Consider the following 20,647-nt stretch of genomic DNA (forward strand, 5'->3'; position numbering starts at 1 on the left):
AATATGCTCGATTTTATTACCTGGACGGCTGACCCCGCCATATTTTCCATAGGTTCACGCGAAATACGCTGGTACGGACTTGCTTTCGCAATCGGTTTCTGGATTGGTTATTCCATCGTGAGCCGGATGTGGAAAAATGAAAAACTTCCTCCCGCATGGATCGACTCTTTGTTGATCTACACCATGCTGGGTACTGTGATCGGAGCCCGTTTAGGACATTGCCTGTTCTACGACCCCGGATATTATCTGGCCAATCCGATCGAAATACTGAAAGTATGGGAAGGTGGATTAGCCAGCCACGGCGGTACATTAGGTATCGTTATTGCCATTTATTTCTATTCCAAGCGCATCACCCACAAAAGTATGCTTTGGACATTTGATAAACTGGTTGTCCCAACCGGTTTGGTTGCGGCTATGATCCGTTTAGGTAATTTGATGAACCATGAGATTTACGGTCATCCGACCGATCTTCCCTGGGGATTTCGTTTTATCGAGAACCTGCATGCCTGGAAAATGGGGGCGGAGCCGATTTTTACGGTTCCCAGTCATCCGACCCAGTTGTATGAAGCACTGTGTTATTTAGTCACGTTCGCGATCTGTATGTGGCTTTACTTTATAAAGAAAGAATGGAAGCGTGAAGGTCTTATATTCGGGGTCTTTATGATCTGTATATTCGGCTCGCGTATCTTCATCGAGTTCTTAAAGAATAACCAGGAAGCTTTTGAGGATAATATGGTATTGAATATGGGGCAGTGGCTCAGTATACCATTTGTTTTGGCGGGCTGTTGGTTTGTCTGGAGAGCTTTGACAAGAAAGCCCAATAACTACGAAGAATTAAAAATAAAGTAATGTACAAATTAAAAGAAATAGCAGATAAAGTATATTATGTAGGAGTAAACGACCGTCAGAAGGCCCTCTTCGAAAATATGTGGCCTTTACCGTATGGTGTTTCCTATAATTCGTATTTGATTGTAGATGAGAAAACTGTATTGATAGATACAGTGGATGTTTGCTACTCCGATATATTTTTGAAAAAAATAGCTGATGCGCTCGATGGCCGTACGCTCGACTACCTGATCGTCAACCATATGGAACCCGATCATGCCGGTAGCATCCGCCTACTGCGCCAGCAATATCCGGATGTGCAGATTGTCGGTAACAAACAGACCTTCGGCATGCTGGACGGATATCATGGCATCACGACCGGACTTCATGAGGTAAAAGAGGGCGATACGCTGAATATCGGACATCACCACCTGACTTTCTACATGGCTCCGATGGTACACTGGCCTGAAGTGATGGTCACTTACGACTCGACAGATAAACTGTTATTCTCTGCTGATGCGTTCGGTACATACGGAACCTTGGATGGTGGCGTGATCGATGAAGAAATGAATGTTGATCATTTCTGGGAAGAGATGATCCGTTATTATTCTAATATTGTAGGTAAATACGGAAATCCGGTACAGCGTGCTTTGCAGAAGCTTTCTGCGCTCGAGATCAATACGATCTGTTCTACTCATGGCCCTGTGTGGCGTAAGTATGCAAAGAAAGCGATCGATATCTACGATCGTATGAGCCGTTATGAAGGGGAAGACGGTGTAGTCGTTATCTATGGCAGTATGTATGGCAATACGGAACAGATGGCGGAAGCGATCGCTTCGTCATTATCGGCTCATGGTGTGAAGAATATCGTATTACATAATGTCAGCAAGAGTCCTGCATCGTATATCCTGAAGGATGTATTCAAATATAAAGGTCTTATTATCGGTAGCCCGACTTATTCAAACAGCCTGTTCCCTGAAGTGGAAGCGGTGTTGAGCAAGATCGAAATGCGCGAGGTGAAAAACCGCTTGTATGGCTATTTCGGTTCCTTTACCTGGGCGGGAGCGGCTGTTAAACGCCTGACTGCTTTCGGTGAAAAGATGAAATGGGAAACCGTTGGTGCCCCCGTTGAACAAAAGCAAGGAATGAAAGCCGATAAATACGAAGAGTGCTGGGCCTTGGGCGAAGCGATGGCTACTAAACTAAAAAACATATAATAACCTGTTTAAAATACAAACGTTATGAGACTAATTATTGAACCTGATTACGAGCAACTCTCAAAGTGGGCTGCCAATTATGTAGCTGCAAAGATTAAGAAAGCTAATCCGACTGCAGAAAAACCTTTTGTACTGGGATTGCCTACGGGATCGTCTCCTCTGGGTATGTACAAGAACCTGATCGAACTGAACAAACAAGGGGTTATCTCTTTCCAGAATATCATCACTTTCAATATGGATGAATATGTAGGATTGCCGAAAGATCATCCTGAAAGCTATCATTCGTTCATGTGGAACAACTTCTTCAGCCATGTAGACATCAAGCCGGAGAATGTTAATATCCTGAACGGTAACGCCCCCGACCTGGAAGCTGAATGTGCTGCTTACGAAGCTAAGATGAAAGCGGTAGGTGGTGTAGACTTGTTCCTGGGTGGTATCGGCCCTGACGGCCATATCGCATTCAACGAACCGGGTTCTTCCTTGTCTTCACGCACACGGGTAAAATCGCTGACTACAGACACGATCATCGCAAACTCTCGTTTCTTCGATAACGATGTAAACAAAGTGCCGAAGACTTCTGTAACTGTAGGCGTTGGTACCGTACTGGATGCAAAAGAAGTATTGATCATGGTAAATGGCCATAACAAAGCACGCGCTTTGCAGCAGGCTGTTGAGGGAGCTGTTAACCAGATGTGGACAATCACAGCTTTGCAAATGCACCCGAAAGGTATTATCGTTGCTGACGAAGCTGCTTGTGCTGACATCAAAGTCGGAACTTATAACTATTTCAAAGATATCGAAAAAGATAACCTTTGTCCTTGTAGCTTGCTGAAGTAAGAATTATTTCTACTTCTTACTTATTAAGAATAAAGAAACCGGAAGGCAGTCCCTTCCGGTTTTGTTTTTTGTATGTGTTAATTCTCATCTTGTCTGCAATAGTAACAGGAAGTATGCGTTAATACTATTGTCCCTTTATTGGGGAGTAGCAAGTGTTTACTAATTTAATCTATGGCTATACTATGCGACAGTTTCTGTATTTGTTCGTCTGTTTGTTGATGTTTTGTCCTTTTATGAATGCGCAAGAAGAGAAAAGTATTGTGATAGGACAAACGGTGGAAGGGAAAGAGCTAACAGCTCGTGGCGTTGAATTTGATGGCAGGGTTAGGAAATATAAGATGGATACTACAGCTACCTTTTTTATGGTACAACTGGGACATCTGACCCCGAACGGAAAATCTTATAAGAATAAAGGCGAGTTGGTGGTCTTTAATTATCAGGAAGGAAAAGAATTGTGGAGAAGGAAAATGAATTACATGAGCGACCAGTTTGTTTTCCTTCCTGAGGGAGTTCTTTTTAATTCGAAAGGGGTTAAGAGTTTCTATCTGGATTTACAAACCGGACAAGAAAGATGGAATAAGAAAATATTCCCTTATGTGATGGATCATCAGAATGGTAAAATCCTGAGTTATAAAAATGGCGTTACAAAAAATCTGGAATGTTATGAAATGAACTCCGGGGAACATTTGTGGACTCGGGAAGTTCCTCATGCATATGGTTGGAATTACGATGGGTGGGTGAATGACTCGACCCGGCTGATCGTTTCTGACGGGATACATCTGGTGAATATAAAGGATGGGACAGGAAAGAGTTATCCGATGGTAACCGGAACCACTAATTATAGTGGGGCAGTGGCATTGGGGACTTTAGGTATATTGACCGGGGTTGTGGCCGGAGTGTCGGTGATGCCGACCGGAGGAAATGCGGTAGCGGAACTGACTTCGAATATGTTGAGAGAGGATTCTCTGCTTTATTTTGCCAGCCGTACGCAATTGCTTTGCTTGGATGATCAACTGAATATGAAGTGGGGGTATCCGCTTCCAGAGGATCTTACTTCACATTCGGAACTGTTTGTCTATGATGATAGGCTTTACATGATCAATTATGGTAGTGGGTATCGTGGAAACTTAAGGGATTTTTCTTCTGCATACGAAAGAGATATGATGGAAGTCAATATTGGAAGGCCTTTCATTGCCAGCTTCGATAAGAATACCGGCAAAAATATATATCTGACGCAGCTGACGAAAAAGAAAGACCGGATTGAAGGTGCTTGTCTGAAAGAGTTGAGAAATACATTATATTTACTGTTCGATGATGGAATGTCTTTCTGTCAGTTAACCGATAGTACAGAGGTTGAGGTGTCTCCCTGGGATGAGAAGGCTAATGGCAAGTTGCAAGGCTTTTTATCCAATTCTTTTTATCTGATAGATCCGGATAGTACTTCTTTTAGAAAAGTTGTACCATCCGATTCCGCTTCATGTTTTGTTTATAATAACCAGTATGATGTATTTGAAGTTGATGAACAGATGAATGTGATCCGTACTTATCGAAATACCGAGTTGTATTTTACTAGCCTAAATATGGACGGTTATTCTCTAATCAGCCAGTTCGGAATTAAATATCTGATTGATTTTAATGGAAAGAAACTTGCTACTTTACATCTTCCATTTGATTTATATCTGGTAAAAGATAAAGTATATACACTGGATAAGGATAGAAATAAGATTCTGGAAATAAACCGGAAAGAGCTATTTCCGGAGCGGGTTATCGACAATCCGATAATATAATAAGTGAAAATCTTTGTATTTTAATTTAAGTATTTATCTTTGGTCTGTGTTTATGAGTAAAAGCAGACATTGCGGAAATAAAATCGTTTAAGTTTATTGAGATAGTATTTTGTGTTTAATATCTAAAACAATTATGTAGTATGAAAAAGAGCTTATTATTATTACTTCTTTTCGTTGCATTTCAGGTAAGTGCACAAGAATTTCATTTTATCCCGAAGATTGGTCTGAATATGGCCAATATAACAAACTCTGATGGAAGTATGAAGCCGGGGCTGAATATTGGGGTTGCTGGTGAAGTGATGATGACTGAACGTTTGGCCATTGAACCAGGAGTATTCTATTCGATGCAGGGTACAAAAGACAAAGAGAGTGGTGCTACCATAAAAATGAAAAATGATTATCTGAATATACCTGTTTTATTTAAGGGATATGTATATGAGGGATTTAATCTCTTTGCCGGCCCGCAGCTGGGATTTAAAGTTTCTTCTAAGATAAAAGCGTCTCAGTCGGGAACTTCTGTTTCTACAAGTGAAGGTAGTGATTTATTTAAAACCGTTGACTTCTCCATTGTATTGGGAGCCGGATATCAGTCGCCTATGGGTTTCCTTGTTTCTCTGAATTATAATATTGGTTTGACAAATACGATCGATAAAGATAAGCTCTCTTCTCTTTTGGGTACAAAAATCGATGAAACATGCCGTAACGGTGTACTTCAGCTAAACGTAGGCTGGCGTTTCTAAAATAATTTAAAGCCGGATTATGCAAACTTTAGAGCGAAATTTGGATAATCCGGCTCTTAAAGAATCTCTATTTTTGTGGTATAAATATTTACTACCATGAAAAAAACGATTGTAACCTTTCTACTTTTAACTTTGTCTCTGCAAATCCTTTGGGGACAAGAACAGATCTTGCCGGTACCTTCCACGCAGCCAAGTCCGGCACAGCAAAAACAGATTGCCCGCAAATACGGTATGTTCATTCATTTCGGGATCAATACTTTTCATGATCAGGAATGGACGGATGGTTCGAAACCGGCTTCTTCTTATCAGCCAACCGCCGTCGATGCGGATCAATGGATCAGGATCGCTAAGGAGGCTGGTATGAAATATGTGATCCTCACTGCAAAACATCATGAAGGATTCTGTCTGTGGGACAGCAAATATACAGAATATGATGTAGCAAATTCCGGAAACAAAACGAATGTAATAGAAGCAATTGCCAAAGCATGTAAGAAATATGATATTGGCCTGGGATTGTATTATTCCTTGTGGGATAGGAAAGTAAATGCCGATGTGAAAGACAGGAGTCTGGATGCGGAATATAATAAATATCTGTTGCGCCAACTGGATGAGTTGATCGGCATCGTGCAGCCTTATACCAATATCGTAGAGTTCTGGTTCGATGGAGGATGGGAAAAAGAAAACGATCGCTGGCCGGTGAAAGAAATCTACCAGACAATCAAATCGAGAGAACCTGACTGCCAGGTCGGTATAAACTGGAGCATCGGTTTACCGGATAACCCGGATGCACATCCTGTATTGCCGGAAAATCAACAAGCAGGTTATCCGATCCGTTATTTTCCGAGCGACTTCCGCTTAGGTGACCCGTATCTGCCGGTAGATGATGATCCGAAGGTTTTTACACATGACGGTAAAGAGTATTATATGCCCTGGGAGTCTACTATCTGTATCAGCGAACGCTGGTTCTATAACACCACGGATAAGAAGTATAAGCCGGTCGATGAATTAGCCCGCTTATACCGTCAGTGCACAAAGAATGATAATATCCTTATTCTGAACTGCCCTCCGGCACGCGACGGTAAGATCCGTGACGCGGATATCCGGTTGTTGAAGGATTTGCGTAAGGTTATCAATGATTAAACATATCTTTGTTATAAAAATCTAATATTTTGATCTGAGCATTATAGGCTGTCTGAGCCGGGCTATCCGGATTTAGTTCCATAGCTGTCAGATAGTTGTTCAGGGCCTGACGGATATCTCCCATTTTGCGGTAGACATTTCCACGCAGATAAAACGCTTCATCGTCTGAAGCGTTTTTTTTAATGTACTCATTCAACAAACGCAATGCTTCGTCTGTTTTATTATCGTTGATAAGTTGTCTGATTGTTTCCATGTTGAAATAATGTGATATTTTGTGGACAAAGATAATTCTGAAGAGGTTACATACATAATAATCACGGTTTAAAAAACTGTTTTTTTGTTACTGATATACGGTTACGTTAATTATTTGTGTATGTTTGCACTCGATTTCTAAAAAGTGAAAAGTGATTATGCAAAAGAATCTGGTAATAGTGGAGTCACCCGCCAAGGCAAAAACCATTGAAAAGTTCCTCGGAAAAGATTTTAAGGTTATGTCGAGTTACGGGCACATCCGCGATTTGAAGACAAAAGATTTTAGTATAGATATTGAGAACAATTATGCTCCTCAATATGTGGTTCCGGCTGATAAGAAGAAGCTGGTTTCCGAATTAAAATCCGAAGCAAAAGCAGCCGAGCAGGTATGGCTCGCATCCGATGAGGACCGTGAAGGAGAAGCTATATCCTGGCATCTGTACGAAGTTTTGGGATTGAAGCCGGAAAATACAAAACGTATTGTCTTCCACGAAATTACCAAGAATGCCATTTTGCACGCTATTGAAACGCCGCGCGATATAAACATCGATCTGGTAAATGCTCAGCAGGCACGTCGTGTATTAGACCGTATCGTGGGTTTCGAGCTGTCCCCCATTCTATGGAGGAAGGTGAAGCCGGCTTTATCCGCCGGTCGTGTACAGTCGGTGGCTGTCCGCCTGATTGTTGAACGCGAACGTGAGATCAACGATTTCGTTTCGGAAGCAGCTTACCGTGTAATTGCCAATTTCATCCTTCCGGACGGAACAACAATATTGAAAGCGGAACTGAATAAGCGTTTGAAAGATAAGAAAGAGGTTATGGAGTTCCTTGAATCCTGTAAGGCCGCTTCTTTCACTATTGACGAGATCACTAAGAAACCTGTTAAGAAATCACCGGCACCTCCTTTTACGACATCTACTTTGCAACAGGAAGCGGCCCGTAAACTGGGGTATTCCGTATCGCAGACTATGATGATCGCACAACGTCTGTATGAATCAGGGTTGATTACCTATATGCGTACCGACTCGGTGAACCTGAGTGACCTGGCTCTGGGAACGGCCAAAGAAGCGATCCTGGAAACCTACGGAGAAAAGTATCATAAGTTCCGCCAGTACCATACTAAGAGTAAGGGAGCACAGGAAGCGCACGAGGCAATCCGTCCTACCTATATAAGTAATGTAGAGATAAGCGGTTCCGCACAGGAAAAGAAATTGTATGAGCTGATCCGTAAACGGACAATTGCGTCTCAGATGGCTGATGCCGAACTGGAACGTACAACAATCTCCGTTTGTATCAATAATAAGAAAGAAAAATTCGTGGCGGTGGGTGAAGTTATCACCTTCGACGGTTTCCTTCAGGTATATCGCGAAAGCTACGACGATGATAACGACAAAGAACAGGATAAGGAAAACGGTTTGTTGCCTCCTGTAGAACTGCACGAAGTGCTGACATTGAATGATATCGTGGCTACGGAACGTTTCACACAGCGTCCGCCGCGTTATACGGAAGCCAGCCTTGTACGCCGCCTGGAAGAACTTGGTATCGGTCGTCCTTCTACTTATGCTCCGACTATTCAGACGATCCAGAATCGCGAATATGTGGTAAAAGGTGACAAGGAAGGTACGGAACGTACATATAGTGTCGTAACACTGGCTAAAGGAAAGATCAAAGATGCTGAAAAGAAAGAGGTAGTAGGGGCAGACCGCAATAAGTTGATGCCTACGGATATCGGTACAGTTGTCAACGACTTCCTGATGGAATACTTCCCGTCTGTAATGGATTATAACTTTACAGCCAGTGTTGAAAAAGAATTCGATGCTGTGGCTGAAGGCGATATGATCTGGACAAAAGCGATAGACAAGTTTTATAAGATGTTCCATCCGATCGTGGAAGAAACAGCCGCTTTAAAGACTGCACATAAGGTCGGTGAACGTGAGTTGGGTATCGATCCGAAAAGTGGTAACCCTGTATTTGTAAAGATCGGTCGTTATGGTCCGGTTGTACAGATCGGCCAGGCACATACTGAAGACAAAGAAGCTCCGAAGCCTCAGTTTGCGACTTTGATGAAAGGACAGTCGATCGAGACTATCACATTGGAAGAAGCCTTGAAGTTATTCGATCTTCCCCGCACGATCGGTGAATATGAAGGAAAAGAAATGGTGGCGGCTGTCGGCCGTTTCGGGCCATTTATCCGTCATGACGGTAAATTCATCTCTATCCCGAAAGACTTGAATCCTCTTTCTATCACAGTAGGAGAAGCGATAGTGTTGATCGATGAGAAACGTAAGAAAGATGAACAGCGCTTCCTGAAGAAGTTTGAGGAAGATCCTGATCTGGAAATACTGAATGGTCGTTATGGCCCTTATATTACCTATAAAAAGGCTAATTACCGGATACCGAAGACTGTTACCGAACCGGAAAAACTCACTTTGGAAGATTGTATGAAGATCATCGCTGAAGCGGCAGAGAAGCCGGCAACACCGAAAAAGCGGACAACAAAGAAGAAAGCATAATAGAAAATGCAATATATAAAAAAGGTTCCTGTTGAATTAATCAGCAGGAACCTTTTTTTATAGGTGATATTTTCGTTCTTACATTCTTTCAGGAACTTCGATACCCAGCAACGACATACCTGATTTTACAATCTTAGCAACGTTGGCAGATAATACCAGGCGGAATTGTTTGATCTCGGCATTCTCTTCACGAAGGATAGAGAAGTCGTGATAGAACTGGTTGTATTCTTTTACCAGGTCGTAGATATAATTGGCAATGAAAGCCGGGCTATATTCTTTACCTGCTTCTTTTACCGTAGTGGCATAGTCGGCAATCATCTGTACCAGTCCTTCTTCTTTCTCAGAAATAGGAGTATTGGCAGGCAGTTGTTCCGGTAATACAATGCCTTGTTCGGCAGCTTTGCGTAAAACGGAACAGATTCGGGCGTAAGTGTACTGAATGAACGGGCCTGTATTTCCATTGAAATCGATTGATTCTTTCGGGTTGAAGGTCATGTTCTTACGCGGATCGACTTTCAGTATGAAATATTTGAGAGAACCCAGACCGACAATACGGGAAATATTGGCTGCCTCTTCCTCTGTCATTTCATCCAGTTTGCCGAGTTCCTGGGATATTTCGTGAGCTGTATTGATCATTTCGTCCATCAGGTCGTCTGCATCGACTACAGTTCCTTCGCGGCTCTTCATCTTTCCTTCCGGCAGTTCGACCATACCGTAAGAGAAGTGTACCAGGCCCTTTCCGAATTCGAAGCCCAGTTTATCGAGCAGGATAGATAATACCTGGAAATGATAGTTCTGTTCGTTACCGACTACATAGATCATTTTATTGATTGGGAAATCGTCGAAACGAAGTTTGGCTGTACCTATGTCTTGTGTCATATATACGGAAGTACCGTCGGCACGGAGCAGCAGTTTCTCGTCCAGTCCGTCTTTGGTCAGGTCGGCCCAGACAGAACCGTCTTCGCGGCGGTAGAAGATGCCTTTTTCAAGTCCTTCCATCACTTTGCCTTTTCCTTCCAGATAGGTTTGTGATTCGTAGTAAATCTTATCGAAGTCTACGCCCATCATTTTGTAGGTTTCATCGAAACCTGCGTATACCCAACTGTTCATCTTTTCCCACAGGGCGCGTACTTCTGCATCGCCGGCTTCCCATTTGCGAAGCATTTCGCGGGCTTCTGCCATCAAGGTTGATTGTGCTTCGGCTTCTTCTTTGGTTAGGCCTTTGGCTTCCAGCTCTTTTAGTTCCTGTTTGTAATGTTTGTCGAATAAGACGTAAAAGTCGCCGATCAGGTGGTCGCCTTTCTTGCCGGATGATTCGGGAGTAATGCCTTCACCCCATTTCTGCCAGGCAAGCATGGATTTACAGATATGGATACCACGGTCGTTTACGATATTGGTCTTTACTACCTTGTTGCCGTTTGCTTTCATGATCTCTGCCAGACTATAACCAAGCAGGTTGTTGCGAACATGGCCTAAATGCAACGGTTTATTTGTATTAGGAGAAGAATATTCGATCATAACGAGCGGGGACTGTTCCGTCACCGGAATGATACCGTAAGAAGGCTGTGCATTAACTGTATTCAACAGATCGATCCAGCAAGGACCGGCAACAGTCAGGTTAAGGAAGCCTTTTATTACATTGAATTCAGCGATAGCCGGTTCGTTCTTATGCAGGTATTCGCCGATTTCCTGGGCCGTTTGTTCCGGTGATTTCTTCGATGCACGAAGAAATGGGAATACAACCAGGGTAAGATGTCCTTTAAACTCTTTCTTTGTTTTCTGCAACTGTATCTGGCTCACTGAAACTTCAGCTCCATACAGTTCTTTTATGCCGGCAATGATTGCACCGGTAATCTGCTGTTCAATAACCATATTCTTACTATATAATATTCTGATTTTATTTTGTGTGCAAAGGTACGTGATTATTTTCTAAAAACCTGCGTATGGGGTTTTTGAATTAACTGTTTGTTTGCCCTTAATCCGTCTTCCCGAAAGAGGAATATATTGTTTACCTATTTGTTGATAATATTTACAAATCATACAGTTTCGCGATGTTGTTTTTTCATAAATTGCAAATAAAGTCGTGATGGCTGGCAAGTGTTTCGAAAAACGCAAACGCCAGTATTCGTCCATTTGTTATAGGTTGTAATAGTGAGTGTTAACGCATAATATCAGAAACAACAATAGAATAGTAATTTGTTTGAGAAAAACGATCTTTGTGACTGAAAGAAAGAGTGTTATTTGGGAGGTCGCTTATTATCGGATATTGCGGTTATATCTAAATTAGGTGAAAAGTTAGTGTTGAATAGAACGCGCTAAAACTCTATGAGTATCAAAATCCTTTTTCTTTTAGATAATAATGAGTGCTAAAATCATTAACTGCTTCAATTTGGGCAGGCAATGTAATAGTATTCATAAAACCAGTTTTGGGATACATATTCCGTTAAATATAAAGTCTTATAGATGAAAAGAGCATTTATACTCCTATTTTTCATACTCGGGTGTCTGGCCATCGAGAGTAAAGCGCAGAAAATAGCGCTTAAAAGCAATCTTTTGTACGATGCCACTACGACTATGAACCTGGGTGTGGAGTTTGGATTGGCCCGTAAATGGACATTAGATATTCCTGTCAACTATAATCCGTGGAAACCTGATAACGGCAGACGTTTGCGTCATTGGGGAATACAACCGGAAGTTCGCTACTGGTTCTGCGAAAGTTTCAACCGTACGTTTGTCGGGCTGCATGCCCATTATGCCGATTTCAATGTCGGTAAATTACCCGGTATTTTTAGTGAGAACATGCAAAAGAACCGTTATCAGGGACATTTGTATGGAGGAGGTCTTTCGGTTGGTCATTCCTGGATATTAAAAAAACGATGGAGCATCGAAGCTTCTATCGGTCTGGGATATGCTCGTATAGAATATGAAAAATATCCTTGTGCGGAATGTGGTTCCAAACTGAAAGATACGGGACGGAACTATTTCGGTCCGACGAAAGCGGCTTTGTCTATTATTTATCTGATTAAATAAAAGCAGAATGATGAAAAGAAATATACAATTCATTATATGCCTGTTGGCTTTTATCTGTCTGAATATTCTTCAGGTAAAAGCACAGTCACGTTCTTATGAGGGAAATATTACAGTGAATCCCGTAAGGTTGGAACAGGTAGGTGACTCTCTTTATATAGATATGGATATTGTCCTGAATGGCGTAAAAGTCAAATCAACCCGTGGAGTGGACTTGATCCCGCAGTTGGTTTCTACGGAGAAAGGTTGTAATCTGCCTAAAGTAACAATGAAAGGGAGGGATGAATACCGCGTTTACGAACGTTCGCTTTCACTGATGAATGCGGCAGAGAAGGCTGGTTATGAACAACCTTATATCGTTAAGAAAGTAAATAAACCGACAAACGAAACCATCCGGTATCGTTATATCCTTCCTTATGAATCGTGGATGGCTGACGCTCATCTGGATATGCAGCGGGATGAATGCGGGTGTGGCGAGACGTTATTGATGAAGATGGAACCGGTAGTAGATAGGGTAACGCTTGAATACATACCGGAACCCTACGTCATTATTCCTCATATGGCTTTTATTAAACCGGTGGTGGAAGAGATCAAGCGGCGTGACATACAGGTGGAAAGTTTCCTCGATTTCGAAGTGAACAAGACGGATATCCGTCCCGAGTATATGAACAACCCGCAGGAATTGGCAAAGATCCGTTCGATGATCGACGAACTGAAGTTTGATCCGAGTATCGAAGTGAAAGATCTGGATATTATCGGTTACGCATCACCCGAAGGCTCACTGGCAAACAATAAACGTTTGTCCGAAGGGCGTGCCGTGGCATTGCGCGATTATCTGTTGTCCCGCTACGATTTCTCACGTAGCCAGTATCATACTGTCTTCGGTGGTGAGAACTGGGAAGGTTTGGTGAAAGCGCTTAATGCCGGTGATATAGAATATAAAAACGAAATACTGGCGATCATCGAGAATAATCCGGTCGATACAGAAAGAAAAGCAAAGTTAAAGCAGCTTCGTGGAGGAGTGCCTTATCAGTCTTTGCTGAGAAATGTATATCCGCGTCTGCGTGTTGCTGTTTGTAAAGTAAACTTTAATGTAAAGAATTTTGATGTGGAAGAAGCGAAGGAGGTAATCAAAACGCGTCCGCAGAACCTGAGCCTGAACGAAATGTTTATGGTGGCCAATAGTTATCCGGCCGGTTCGCAGGAGTTTGTCGATGTGTTCGAAGTGGCTGTACGGATGTATCCGGAAAATGAGATAGCCAATATGAATGCGGCAGCAGCAGCTATCCTGCGTAATGATCTGGTTGCAGCCGAACGTTATCTGAATAAGGTAAATTCAAAAGAACCGGAATATAACAATTCGCTGGGTGTAGTCGCTTTGTTGAAAGGAGATTATAACCAGGCTGAAAAATATTTGAAAGCAGCCGCCGATTCAGGGTTGGAAACAGCCAAAGATAATCTGAATGAGTTGGCGAAGAAAAAGGCGAATATTGCTGAGATAAAGGAGAAAATGAGATAAATAAATGAGTAAAAATTAGTAATTAAATTTGAGTGAAATGAAAAAGAAGTATTTTTTAATGTGTGCACTGGCAGGCTTTATGTTTGCATCGTGTAGTGAAAGTCTACCGGATGGTGGAGATGATGGTGGCGGTGGTAATACAGGTGGAGACGCCTGGGTTTCGCTGAATATTCAGACAGCGGGAACTACCAAGGCTTTGCATGATCCTGATCAGGAAAATGGTACGGCTGAAGAAACAAAAGTCGATAAGATAATGGCTATTTTCTTTGATGATCATCTTACGGTAGCTAATTCAAATAATCCTAATCTGGTAAGTGTTGTGTCATGGGATACCGGAGATGCAGAAATAGGTGATCCGGGACAGCCTGTCGGAAAACCTACAAAAGCATTTAAGGTGGATAAGACTTCGAAAGCATTTTTGATTGTATTAAATCCATCTGCAGCTTTTGAAGCAAACGTAGCTTCAGCTAGTGATTTTACTGCTGTAAATCAGGCAATTATTGGCACTGATGTGAGTTCGGTTATTGGAGGTTCAAGTCAAAATAGCTTTATGATGACAAATGCCAAAGGAAAATTAGAGCCGACAACAATTACAACATCTGGTAATTCAACTACGGTAGTTGATGATGATTTGGTTACTTATGCAACTGCAGCTGAAGCGGAAACAAACTATTATTCTGTTTCCGTAGATCGTGTTGCGGCAAAAGTTCGTTTGTTTGCAGATACCAACTATCCGGGAAATAGTCTGAATATTAATACCGTAGGGTGGACATTGAATGTAACGAATAGAAAATACTACCCGATGTCTGAAAGAGATAAAACATGGTTGGAAGGTACTGTGCGTGGTTGTATCACTCCGTTTGATATCTGGAAATTCGGTTCTTATAGAAAAGACCCGAACTATACAGGACAGAAAGGTACGGCTATCACTGATGCTTCTTATATTGCAGATTATCATTACTATACGCATGCAACGGCTCCGACATGGCAGAATGCTACAGCTGATTCTACTGGTCCTAATGCCTCTAAGACGCCGGCTTTGTATTGTTTGGAAAATACCCAGGTAGCAGCTGATAACTACCAGGCCTACACTACACATGTTTTGTTGAAGGTGGAAAGTCAGCCTAAAGGATTGAAACTTCCAGATAATAAAGATAATTATACTGGTGGAGCTTACGACGGAGACGCCAATAGCGATGCCGATGTGGATGCTTCAGGAAATGTTAAATCAGGAAGTGACTGGATTCAGATTGGTACTAATGGGTATTATTCTTACAAATTGGTTCAGAAGTACATTGAGGCGGAATTAACTTCAAAATATAAGGATAAAGACCCAGATAATTACCTTCAAACTTCAGTTACCAATTCATTTGGTGCTTACATTGATTCTTTAGTAAAATATAATGTCGAAAATGTAGCTGCTGTTACTCTTCCTACCAAAGTTGAGTTTGATGCTAAAATTTCTGATGCAACTTATTCTTCAGTGGAAGATGGAGCGAAGAAAATTGCAGCAGAATTCTATCAAGCTGGAGTTATAGCATATGGAGCAGCCGCTTATGGAAATGTATCTTATTACGAAGGTGGAGAAGGTTATCATGTTATTATGATTAAGCATGATAATGATACGGATAACACAAACAATATGTATGGTGAATTTGGTGTGGTACGTAATTCCGTATATGACATTGCTATTAAGGATATAAAGACTCCGGGTTATCCGATTATTCCTGAGCCTGATCCAGAAAAGCCGGATGAGGTAGATGAAAGTTATATTTCTGTACAGATTGATATCAATCCTTGGACCTGGTATAGACAAGAAGTGGATTTATAATTCCTAATGATAAATTCGAGATCATTTTAATATAAAAGAGGGTGTGTCAAAAGTGTTCCGCTCTGTGTTAAGCACGGGGAAAAGATACTTTTTGACACAGCCCCTTTACTTTTAACAAAGAAGTTTCCGGAGACTTGATAAAACTTTGGGATTAATGTTTTGACGGAACAGGCAGTTCTGTCCACCGATTTGGAAATAACGAGAAAAGAGATTGCTCTTTTCCTTTATATATAGAACAATTAGAAAACTAAAAGATATGAGGCTAAAAAACCTATTACGTCATATTGCCATGTGGATTCTCCTTATCGGCTCCCTGATAATGACCGCATGCGATAGCTTTAACGAAGATCTGCCGGAGTGCCGTCTATTTGTTAAGTTTAAGTACGATTACAATATGGAATTTACAGACGCATTCCATTCGCAGGTGGATAAAGTGGAGCTTTATGTATTTGATAAAGACGGTAAGTTCCTGTTCAAACAAGCGGAAGAAGGGAGTGCGCTTGGTACGGGTAGTTATCTGATGAGTGTCATGCTTCCTGTTGGCGAATATCAGTTTATGGCCTGGGCTGGTGCACACGATTCTTATGATATAGCTTCATTACAAACCGGCGTATCTTCTATTGAAGATTTGAAACTACAATTGAAACGTGAAGAAACACTTATTATCGATAAAGAACTGGAACCGCTTTGGTATGGGGAAATTAATAAAGTCGATTTTACAGGGACGACGGATCAGACGGAGGTGATTAACCTGATAAAAGATACTAACAAAGTACGGTTTGTTTTTCAGGGAAGCAATGAGGATTCGTGGGGAGTGGATGTGAATGCCTATACGTATGAAATAATCGAATCGAATGGCTATCTGGCACATGATAACTCTTTACTGAAAGATGATAATTTGAGTTATCGCCCTTATCATATTGAACAAAAGAATCTGGCGGCAGGAATTATCGAGCTGAATACAATGCGGTTTCTGAATAACCGCGCAGCTCGTTTTGTGGTGACAGAGAAAGCTACAGGCAGGAAAATGCTTAATATCAACCTGACTGATTTCCTGGTAATGACAAAGATCGAAGGTCATAATATGACTTCGCAGGAATATCTCGACCGTGAAAGTGAATATAAGATCGTCTTTTTCTTTGCAGATAATGATCCCTGGTTGGCTTTGCAGATTAATATCAACGGTTGGACCTGGTATTTCCAGACAGAAGGAGGATTATAACCTCATTTCCTCGATAACGTTCAAAAAGTTTCTTCCGGATGAAACAATAGTTTCAACGGCATGAAACAAAAGTTTCTCCCTAGTGAAACAACTGTTTCATAAGGTAGAAACTTTTTTTATTCAGGCATGTTGTTGTGATTCTGTCCTGTTGTTGCGGAATTCGAAACGTGTATTGCGTCGATATGGGATATGCGGCAGCTGCACGAAGATGGCGGTCGGTAAGTTTCGAATAGCACAAGAGGTCGCCGAATAATGGTTGAAATAGAGTATTCGGAGGCACCTTAGATGTGGTATCAGAACCAAATTTAGGCTGTTAATTGGCTGAAAAGCAGGATCTTTGTAATGTGATAAATGAAACGGGACCGAAGTCCCGTAATCATATTTTGTTTGTAATGAAGATACTCACCTGTTTAATCAGGTAAGTTTAATATTAATACTAGTGTGGGTTCCAGGGGGCAGTGATGTTCTCTGGAATTATTTTTTGTATGACAGAAAAGAGACTTCTCCGGTGAAAAGCCTCTTCGATTGTAAAATATGACGTTACTTATTTAATCATATCGTTTAATTCTGCACCGGCTTTGAATTTAACCGCTTTACGTGCTGCGATTTCAATGGGTTGTTTTGTCTTCGGGTTAACACCTTTACGGGCTGCTTTTTCGGATACAGAGAAAGAACCGAAACCTAAGAGAGCGACTTTGCCACCGGCCTTCAATTCCTGAGATACTGTTTCAACGAAAGCATCGACAGCTTTCTTTGCATCAGTTTTGCTTAAACCGGCTTTTGCCGATACAGCTGAGATAAAATCTGTTTTGTTCATGATGGTTTGATAATTAATATATTAAACAATGATTGTGATAGCCTAAAGGTCGGGTCAAATGTAGTTTTATTTTAATATTCTGCAAAGGAAAACGTTGTTTTTTTTATTGATTTACTATGTTTTAGTACTATTTGGCGGAAAAACAATCAAAATATATTTACCTTTGCCGCAAATTGATATGTATATGATGAATCAAAATAGCTCGGGGTTCTTGAATAGTATACCGCCGGTTACAAAAAACCTTATCATTATAAATCTCCTTTTCTGGGTAGCCAGCCTGGTTTTACCGAAGATGGGGATCGACCTGGTGCAGATTTTAGGTTTGCACTTTCCGGGTGTGAAGGATTTTTATCCGTTTCAGTTTGTTTCCTATATGTTTATGCACGATACGCGCTCTTTCGGACATGTTTTCTTTAATATGTTCGGGGTGTATATGTTCGGACGTGTTCTCGAAAATGTTTGGGGGCCGAAACGTTTCCTTACATTTTATCTGGTGACAGGTATTGGTGCCGGTATTGTGCAGGAATTGGTTTGGGCGTATTCGGTTCAGTCTTTTGCCAGCGCTAACGGTTTGACGCTTTTCGAACTGGTGAAGATGGATCCGTCGCTGAATATGATGGTTACGATCGGAGCTTCGGGAGCGGTGTTCGGTATCTTGTTGGCATTTGCCATGTTATTCCCGAATGTACCTTTGTTCCTGATGTTTATTCCGATACCTATAAAAGCTAAATATTTTGTTGTGTTTTACGGTTTGGCTGAACTATTTATGGGTGTATCCAGTTTTGGAGGAGACACGGTGGCACACTTTGCCCATTTAGGCGGTATGCTGTTTGGTTATTTTATGGTTCGCTACTGGAAAAAGAAAGATGCAGACAATGGAAAGTATTTTTACTAATCTGAAGAATACATTCCGGGCAGGAAATATACTGGCAAAGCTTATATATATAAATGTAGGGCTTTTTATCCTGATCCGGTTGATGGGAGTGATCTTTTTGCTCTTCAATATTCCCGGAATATCCTTTTTGCAATATTTGCAGATGCCTTCGTCGCCCGAACTGTTATTGTATCGGCCCTGGACGGTTATTACTTATATGTTCACTCATTTCGACTTCCTGCATATTCTTTTTAATATGTTGTGGTTGTACTGGTTTGGCGGACTGTTCCTGAATTTCTTCAGCGAGCGGCAACTGGGCGGGTTATATCTGTTGGGAGGGATTGCAGGGGCAGTCTTGTTTATGCTGGCATATAACATTTTCCCTTATTTCCAGACTGTGGCCTCTTCCAGCTATCTGATGGGGGCATCCGCATCGGTGATGGCTATCGTTTTTGCAGTCTCGTTTTACCGGAAAGACCTTGAGATAAATCTGTTCCTGATTGGGCGTGTCAAGTTGATCTATCTGGCGTTGTTCACTTTTGTGATCGATTTGCTGGCTATCACTTCCGATAATGCCGGAGGTCATATCGCTCATATTGGCGGAGCCCTGTTCGGTATCTGGTTCGCGATGCGTATCAAGGAAGGAAAGGATCTGACTGCTCCGATGAACCGTCTGTTGGATTGGGTAGTAAACCTGGGTAAAAGGAAACCTAAAATGAAGGTGACATACAAACGTGCGGAAACTGATTACGAGTATAATGCCCGTAAAAACCGTGAGTCAGCCGATCTGGATGCTATTCTGGACAAACTGAAACGTTCGGGATATGAAAGCCTTTCAGCAGATGAAAAAAGACAATTATTTGATGCCAGTAAAAAATGAGTGAGGGCCTGAAAACACTAAAACTATTATTCAAGTCATTGTTCGTTTTGACCAATGTCCTGATCGTTGTGCTGTTTATCGCTTCGGCCTGGTCGGATCGTGTATCTCCCGATACAGCTCTTGTCTTTTCTTATTTGGGACTGGCTTTCCCTATTCTGTGTGTCCTGAACCTTTGTTTTATTATTTATTGGTTATTCCTGTGGGAGTGGCGTTTCCTGTTGATCGGGTTGAGTGCCTTTCTTCTTTGTTGGGGGCCGGTGAAAAAGTATTTCCCTTATCATAGTCAGACAAAAGATATTCCAAAAGAGAATGTGCTGAAGGTGCTGACGTATAATGTGATGGGTTTTGGCTATAAAGATCATACGAAAGATTCGCCTAATAAGATTATACAGTATATTGCATCTTCAGGAGCCGATATTGTTTGCTTGCAGGAGTATGCAGTCAGCAAATCGGATAAGTTTCTGACCCCGAATAAATTGTTTCGGGCATTGGATATGTATCCGTATCGTTCGGTCATTTCGGTTAATTCGTCTGGCTATTTGAGCTCAGGGATTGCTGTTTTTTCTAAGTATCCTATTTCAAACTCCCGGAGAGTAGATTATAAAAGCGATTATAACTGTTCTTCCGTGCATGAACTGAATGTGAAAGGTAAGAAGCTGACATTGATCAATAACCATCTTGAGTCGTTTAAGCTGACGATGGAAGACCGCAGCCGGTATACGGCTTTTATCAAGAATATCAGTACGGATACTTTTGATGGAATAAAAGGTGCTTTGGAGCAGAAGCTGGGGCCCGCTTTCAAGATAAGAGCCAAACAGGCTGAAGCCGTGGCTGCCGAAATAGCAAAGGCCAAAGGTGATTATGTATTGGTTTGTGGCGACTTTAACGATACGCCGATCTCTTACGCCCATCGGACTATCCAGGGGCCATTGGTTGACTCGTTTGCCGAATCCGGCCGGGGAATGGGAGTAACCTATAATCAGAATATGTTTTTATTCCGTATAGACAATATCCTGCATTCTTCGAATATGAAGTCAATAAATTGTACCATCGATAAGATACGTTATTCAGACCATTATCCTTTGTGGTGTTATCTGACAATGGAAAACTAAAAAGGAGATACCTTTTACGGCATCTCCTTACATTATATTATATAGGACGCGGTG

At 41.6% G+C, this 20,647-nt stretch carries 17 protein-coding genes; 14 read left to right on the plus strand and 3 right to left on the minus strand.

What is annotated here, in order from left to right; genetic code table 11:
- The first annotated feature begins 3 nt into the window (after window positions 1–3).
- The 6 genes from lgt to HMPREF1212_RS01780 all read left to right on the plus strand — a co-directional run bounded on the left by lgt (window position 4) and on the right by HMPREF1212_RS01780 (window position 6,546).
- Window positions 4–849 (plus strand): prolipoprotein diacylglyceryl transferase, encoded by an 846-nt coding sequence (lgt, locus tag HMPREF1212_RS01755; protein ID WP_028729785.1) that lies wholly within the window; start codon window positions 4–6, stop codon window positions 847–849.
- The gene (locus HMPREF1212_RS01760; RefSeq protein ID WP_028729784.1) at window positions 849–2,042 is read left to right on the plus strand and encodes an FprA family A-type flavoprotein; all 1,194 of its coding nucleotides are present in this window, start codon (window positions 849–851) and stop codon (window positions 2,040–2,042) included. Before lgt ends, HMPREF1212_RS01760 begins: the two co-directional genes overlap by 1 nt.
- Before the next feature lie 24 nt (window positions 2,043–2,066).
- Complete coding sequence (gene nagB / locus HMPREF1212_RS01765; protein ID WP_046148218.1) at window positions 2,067–2,879, plus strand: glucosamine-6-phosphate deaminase; 813 nt, start codon at window positions 2,067–2,069, stop codon at window positions 2,877–2,879.
- A 233-nt stretch (window positions 2,880–3,112) separates the two neighbouring features.
- A complete protein-coding gene (locus HMPREF1212_RS01770; protein WP_232430035.1) occupies window positions 3,113–4,666 on the plus strand; it encodes a hypothetical protein in 1,554 nt (517 codons plus the stop codon).
- Window positions 4,667–4,806: 140 nt separating this feature from the next.
- The gene (locus HMPREF1212_RS01775) at window positions 4,807–5,406 is read left to right on the plus strand and encodes a porin family protein (RefSeq protein ID WP_046148220.1); all 600 of its coding nucleotides are present in this window, start codon (window positions 4,807–4,809) and stop codon (window positions 5,404–5,406) included.
- Between the two features lie 96 nt (window positions 5,407–5,502).
- Window positions 5,503–6,546, plus strand: coding sequence for an alpha-L-fucosidase (locus tag HMPREF1212_RS01780; protein ID WP_046148221.1), 1,044 nt, complete (start codon window positions 5,503–5,505; stop codon window positions 6,544–6,546).
- Here the strand turns inward: HMPREF1212_RS01780 and HMPREF1212_RS01785 are convergent.
- Window positions 6,536–6,799, minus strand: a complete 264-nt coding sequence (locus tag HMPREF1212_RS01785; RefSeq protein ID WP_028729779.1) for a tetratricopeptide repeat protein — start codon at window positions 6,797–6,799, stop codon at window positions 6,536–6,538. The genes HMPREF1212_RS01780 and HMPREF1212_RS01785 overlap by 11 nt on opposite strands.
- Window positions 6,800–6,956: 157 nt before the next feature.
- Between HMPREF1212_RS01785 and topA the strand changes: the two genes are divergently transcribed.
- Window positions 6,957–9,311: a type I DNA topoisomerase gene (gene topA, locus HMPREF1212_RS01790; RefSeq protein ID WP_046148222.1), complete on the plus strand. Its 2,355-nt coding sequence runs from the start codon at window positions 6,957–6,959 to the stop codon at window positions 9,309–9,311.
- Window positions 9,312–9,389: 78 nt separating this feature from the next.
- On the opposite strand, the gene argS is transcribed toward topA, so the two are convergent.
- Window positions 9,390–11,183: an arginine--tRNA ligase gene (argS, locus tag HMPREF1212_RS01795; protein WP_028729777.1), complete on the minus strand. Its 1,794-nt coding sequence runs from the start codon at window positions 11,181–11,183 to the stop codon at window positions 9,390–9,392.
- A gap of 591 nt (window positions 11,184–11,774) precedes the next feature.
- On the opposite strand from argS, the gene HMPREF1212_RS01800 reads away from it, so the two are divergent.
- The 4 genes from HMPREF1212_RS01800 (at window position 11,775) to HMPREF1212_RS01815 (ending at window position 16,910) form a co-directional block, all read left to right on the plus strand.
- Window positions 11,775–12,341: a DUF3575 domain-containing protein gene (locus HMPREF1212_RS01800; RefSeq protein ID WP_028729776.1), complete on the plus strand. Its 567-nt coding sequence runs from the start codon at window positions 11,775–11,777 to the stop codon at window positions 12,339–12,341.
- A gap of 7 nt (window positions 12,342–12,348) precedes the next feature.
- On the plus strand, window positions 12,349–13,857 hold the full coding sequence (locus HMPREF1212_RS01805; protein WP_198293249.1) for a DUF3868 domain-containing protein: 1,509 nt from the start codon (window positions 12,349–12,351) through the stop codon (window positions 13,855–13,857).
- A 37-nt stretch (window positions 13,858–13,894) separates the two neighbouring features.
- Window positions 13,895–15,688 carry an Mfa1 family fimbria major subunit gene (locus tag HMPREF1212_RS01810; RefSeq protein WP_046148223.1) on the plus strand — a complete coding sequence of 598 codons (1,794 nt, stop codon included), beginning with the start codon at window positions 13,895–13,897 and terminating at the stop codon, window positions 15,686–15,688.
- 256 nt (window positions 15,689–15,944) lie between these two features.
- A complete protein-coding gene (locus tag HMPREF1212_RS01815; protein ID WP_046148224.1) occupies window positions 15,945–16,910 on the plus strand; it encodes a FimB/Mfa2 family fimbrial subunit in 966 nt (321 codons plus the stop codon).
- A 544-nt stretch (window positions 16,911–17,454) separates the two neighbouring features.
- On the opposite strand, the gene HMPREF1212_RS01820 is transcribed toward HMPREF1212_RS01815, so the two are convergent.
- On the minus strand, window positions 17,455–17,727 hold the full coding sequence (locus tag HMPREF1212_RS01820; RefSeq protein ID WP_028729772.1) for an HU family DNA-binding protein: 273 nt from the start codon (window positions 17,725–17,727) through the stop codon (window positions 17,455–17,457).
- Window positions 17,728–17,911: 184 nt separating this feature from the next.
- On the opposite strand from HMPREF1212_RS01820, the gene HMPREF1212_RS01825 reads away from it, so the two are divergent.
- From HMPREF1212_RS01825 to HMPREF1212_RS01835, 3 genes are read left to right on the plus strand one after another with little or no spacing between them, the layout of a single operon-like run.
- Entirely contained in the window at window positions 17,912–18,622 is a 711-nt protein-coding gene (locus HMPREF1212_RS01825; protein WP_028729771.1) for a rhomboid family intramembrane serine protease, read from the plus strand.
- Window positions 18,603–19,481 carry a rhomboid family intramembrane serine protease gene (locus tag HMPREF1212_RS01830; protein ID WP_046148225.1) on the plus strand — a complete coding sequence of 293 codons (879 nt, stop codon included), beginning with the start codon at window positions 18,603–18,605 and terminating at the stop codon, window positions 19,479–19,481. Before HMPREF1212_RS01825 ends, HMPREF1212_RS01830 begins: the two co-directional genes overlap by 20 nt.
- The gene (locus HMPREF1212_RS01835; protein WP_046148226.1) at window positions 19,478–20,593 is read left to right on the plus strand and encodes an endonuclease/exonuclease/phosphatase family protein; all 1,116 of its coding nucleotides are present in this window, start codon (window positions 19,478–19,480) and stop codon (window positions 20,591–20,593) included. The genes HMPREF1212_RS01830 and HMPREF1212_RS01835 overlap by 4 nt, the downstream gene beginning before the upstream one ends.
- Window positions 20,594–20,647: the final 54 nt, after the last annotated feature.

Source organism: Parabacteroides sp. HGS0025 (genome assembly GCF_000969845.1).
Taxonomy (GTDB): Bacteria; Bacteroidota; Bacteroidia; order Bacteroidales; family Tannerellaceae; genus Parabacteroides; species Parabacteroides gordonii.

Bases quoted from the DNA above. Each gene is read 5' to 3' on its own strand.
- HMPREF1212_RS01825 (WP_028729771.1), top strand. From the start codon at position 17,912: ATGATGAATCAAAATAGCTCGGGGTTCTTGAATAGTATACCGCCGGTT.
- HMPREF1212_RS01810 (WP_046148223.1), top strand. From the start codon at position 13,895: ATGAAAAAGAAGTATTTTTTAATGTGTGCACTGGCAGGCTTTATGTTT.
- nagB (WP_046148218.1), top strand. From the start codon at position 2,067: ATGAGACTAATTATTGAACCTGATTACGAGCAACTCTCAAAGTGGGCT.
- HMPREF1212_RS01785 (WP_028729779.1), bottom strand. From the start codon at position 6,799: ATGGAAACAATCAGACAACTTATCAACGATAATAAAACAGACGAAGCA.
- lgt (WP_028729785.1), top strand. From the start codon at position 4: ATGCTCGATTTTATTACCTGGACGGCTGACCCCGCCATATTTTCCATA.
- HMPREF1212_RS01835 (WP_046148226.1), top strand. From the start codon at position 19,478: ATGAGTGAGGGCCTGAAAACACTAAAACTATTATTCAAGTCATTGTTC.
- HMPREF1212_RS01800 (WP_028729776.1), top strand. From the start codon at position 11,775: ATGAAAAGAGCATTTATACTCCTATTTTTCATACTCGGGTGTCTGGCC.
- topA (WP_046148222.1), top strand. From the start codon at position 6,957: ATGCAAAAGAATCTGGTAATAGTGGAGTCACCCGCCAAGGCAAAAACC.
- HMPREF1212_RS01775 (WP_046148220.1), top strand. From the start codon at position 4,807: ATGAAAAAGAGCTTATTATTATTACTTCTTTTCGTTGCATTTCAGGTA.
- argS (WP_028729777.1), bottom strand. From the start codon at position 11,183: ATGGTTATTGAACAGCAGATTACCGGTGCAATCATTGCCGGCATAAAA.
- HMPREF1212_RS01760 (WP_028729784.1), top strand. From the start codon at position 849: ATGTACAAATTAAAAGAAATAGCAGATAAAGTATATTATGTAGGAGTA.
- HMPREF1212_RS01805 (WP_198293249.1), top strand. From the start codon at position 12,349: ATGATGAAAAGAAATATACAATTCATTATATGCCTGTTGGCTTTTATC.
- HMPREF1212_RS01815 (WP_046148224.1), top strand. From the start codon at position 15,945: ATGAGGCTAAAAAACCTATTACGTCATATTGCCATGTGGATTCTCCTT.
- HMPREF1212_RS01780 (WP_046148221.1), top strand. From the start codon at position 5,503: ATGAAAAAAACGATTGTAACCTTTCTACTTTTAACTTTGTCTCTGCAA.
- HMPREF1212_RS01820 (WP_028729772.1), bottom strand. From the start codon at position 17,727: ATGAACAAAACAGATTTTATCTCAGCTGTATCGGCAAAAGCCGGTTTA.
- HMPREF1212_RS01830 (WP_046148225.1), top strand. From the start codon at position 18,603: ATGGAAAGTATTTTTACTAATCTGAAGAATACATTCCGGGCAGGAAAT.
- HMPREF1212_RS01770 (WP_232430035.1), top strand. From the start codon at position 3,113: ATGAATGCGCAAGAAGAGAAAAGTATTGTGATAGGACAAACGGTGGAA.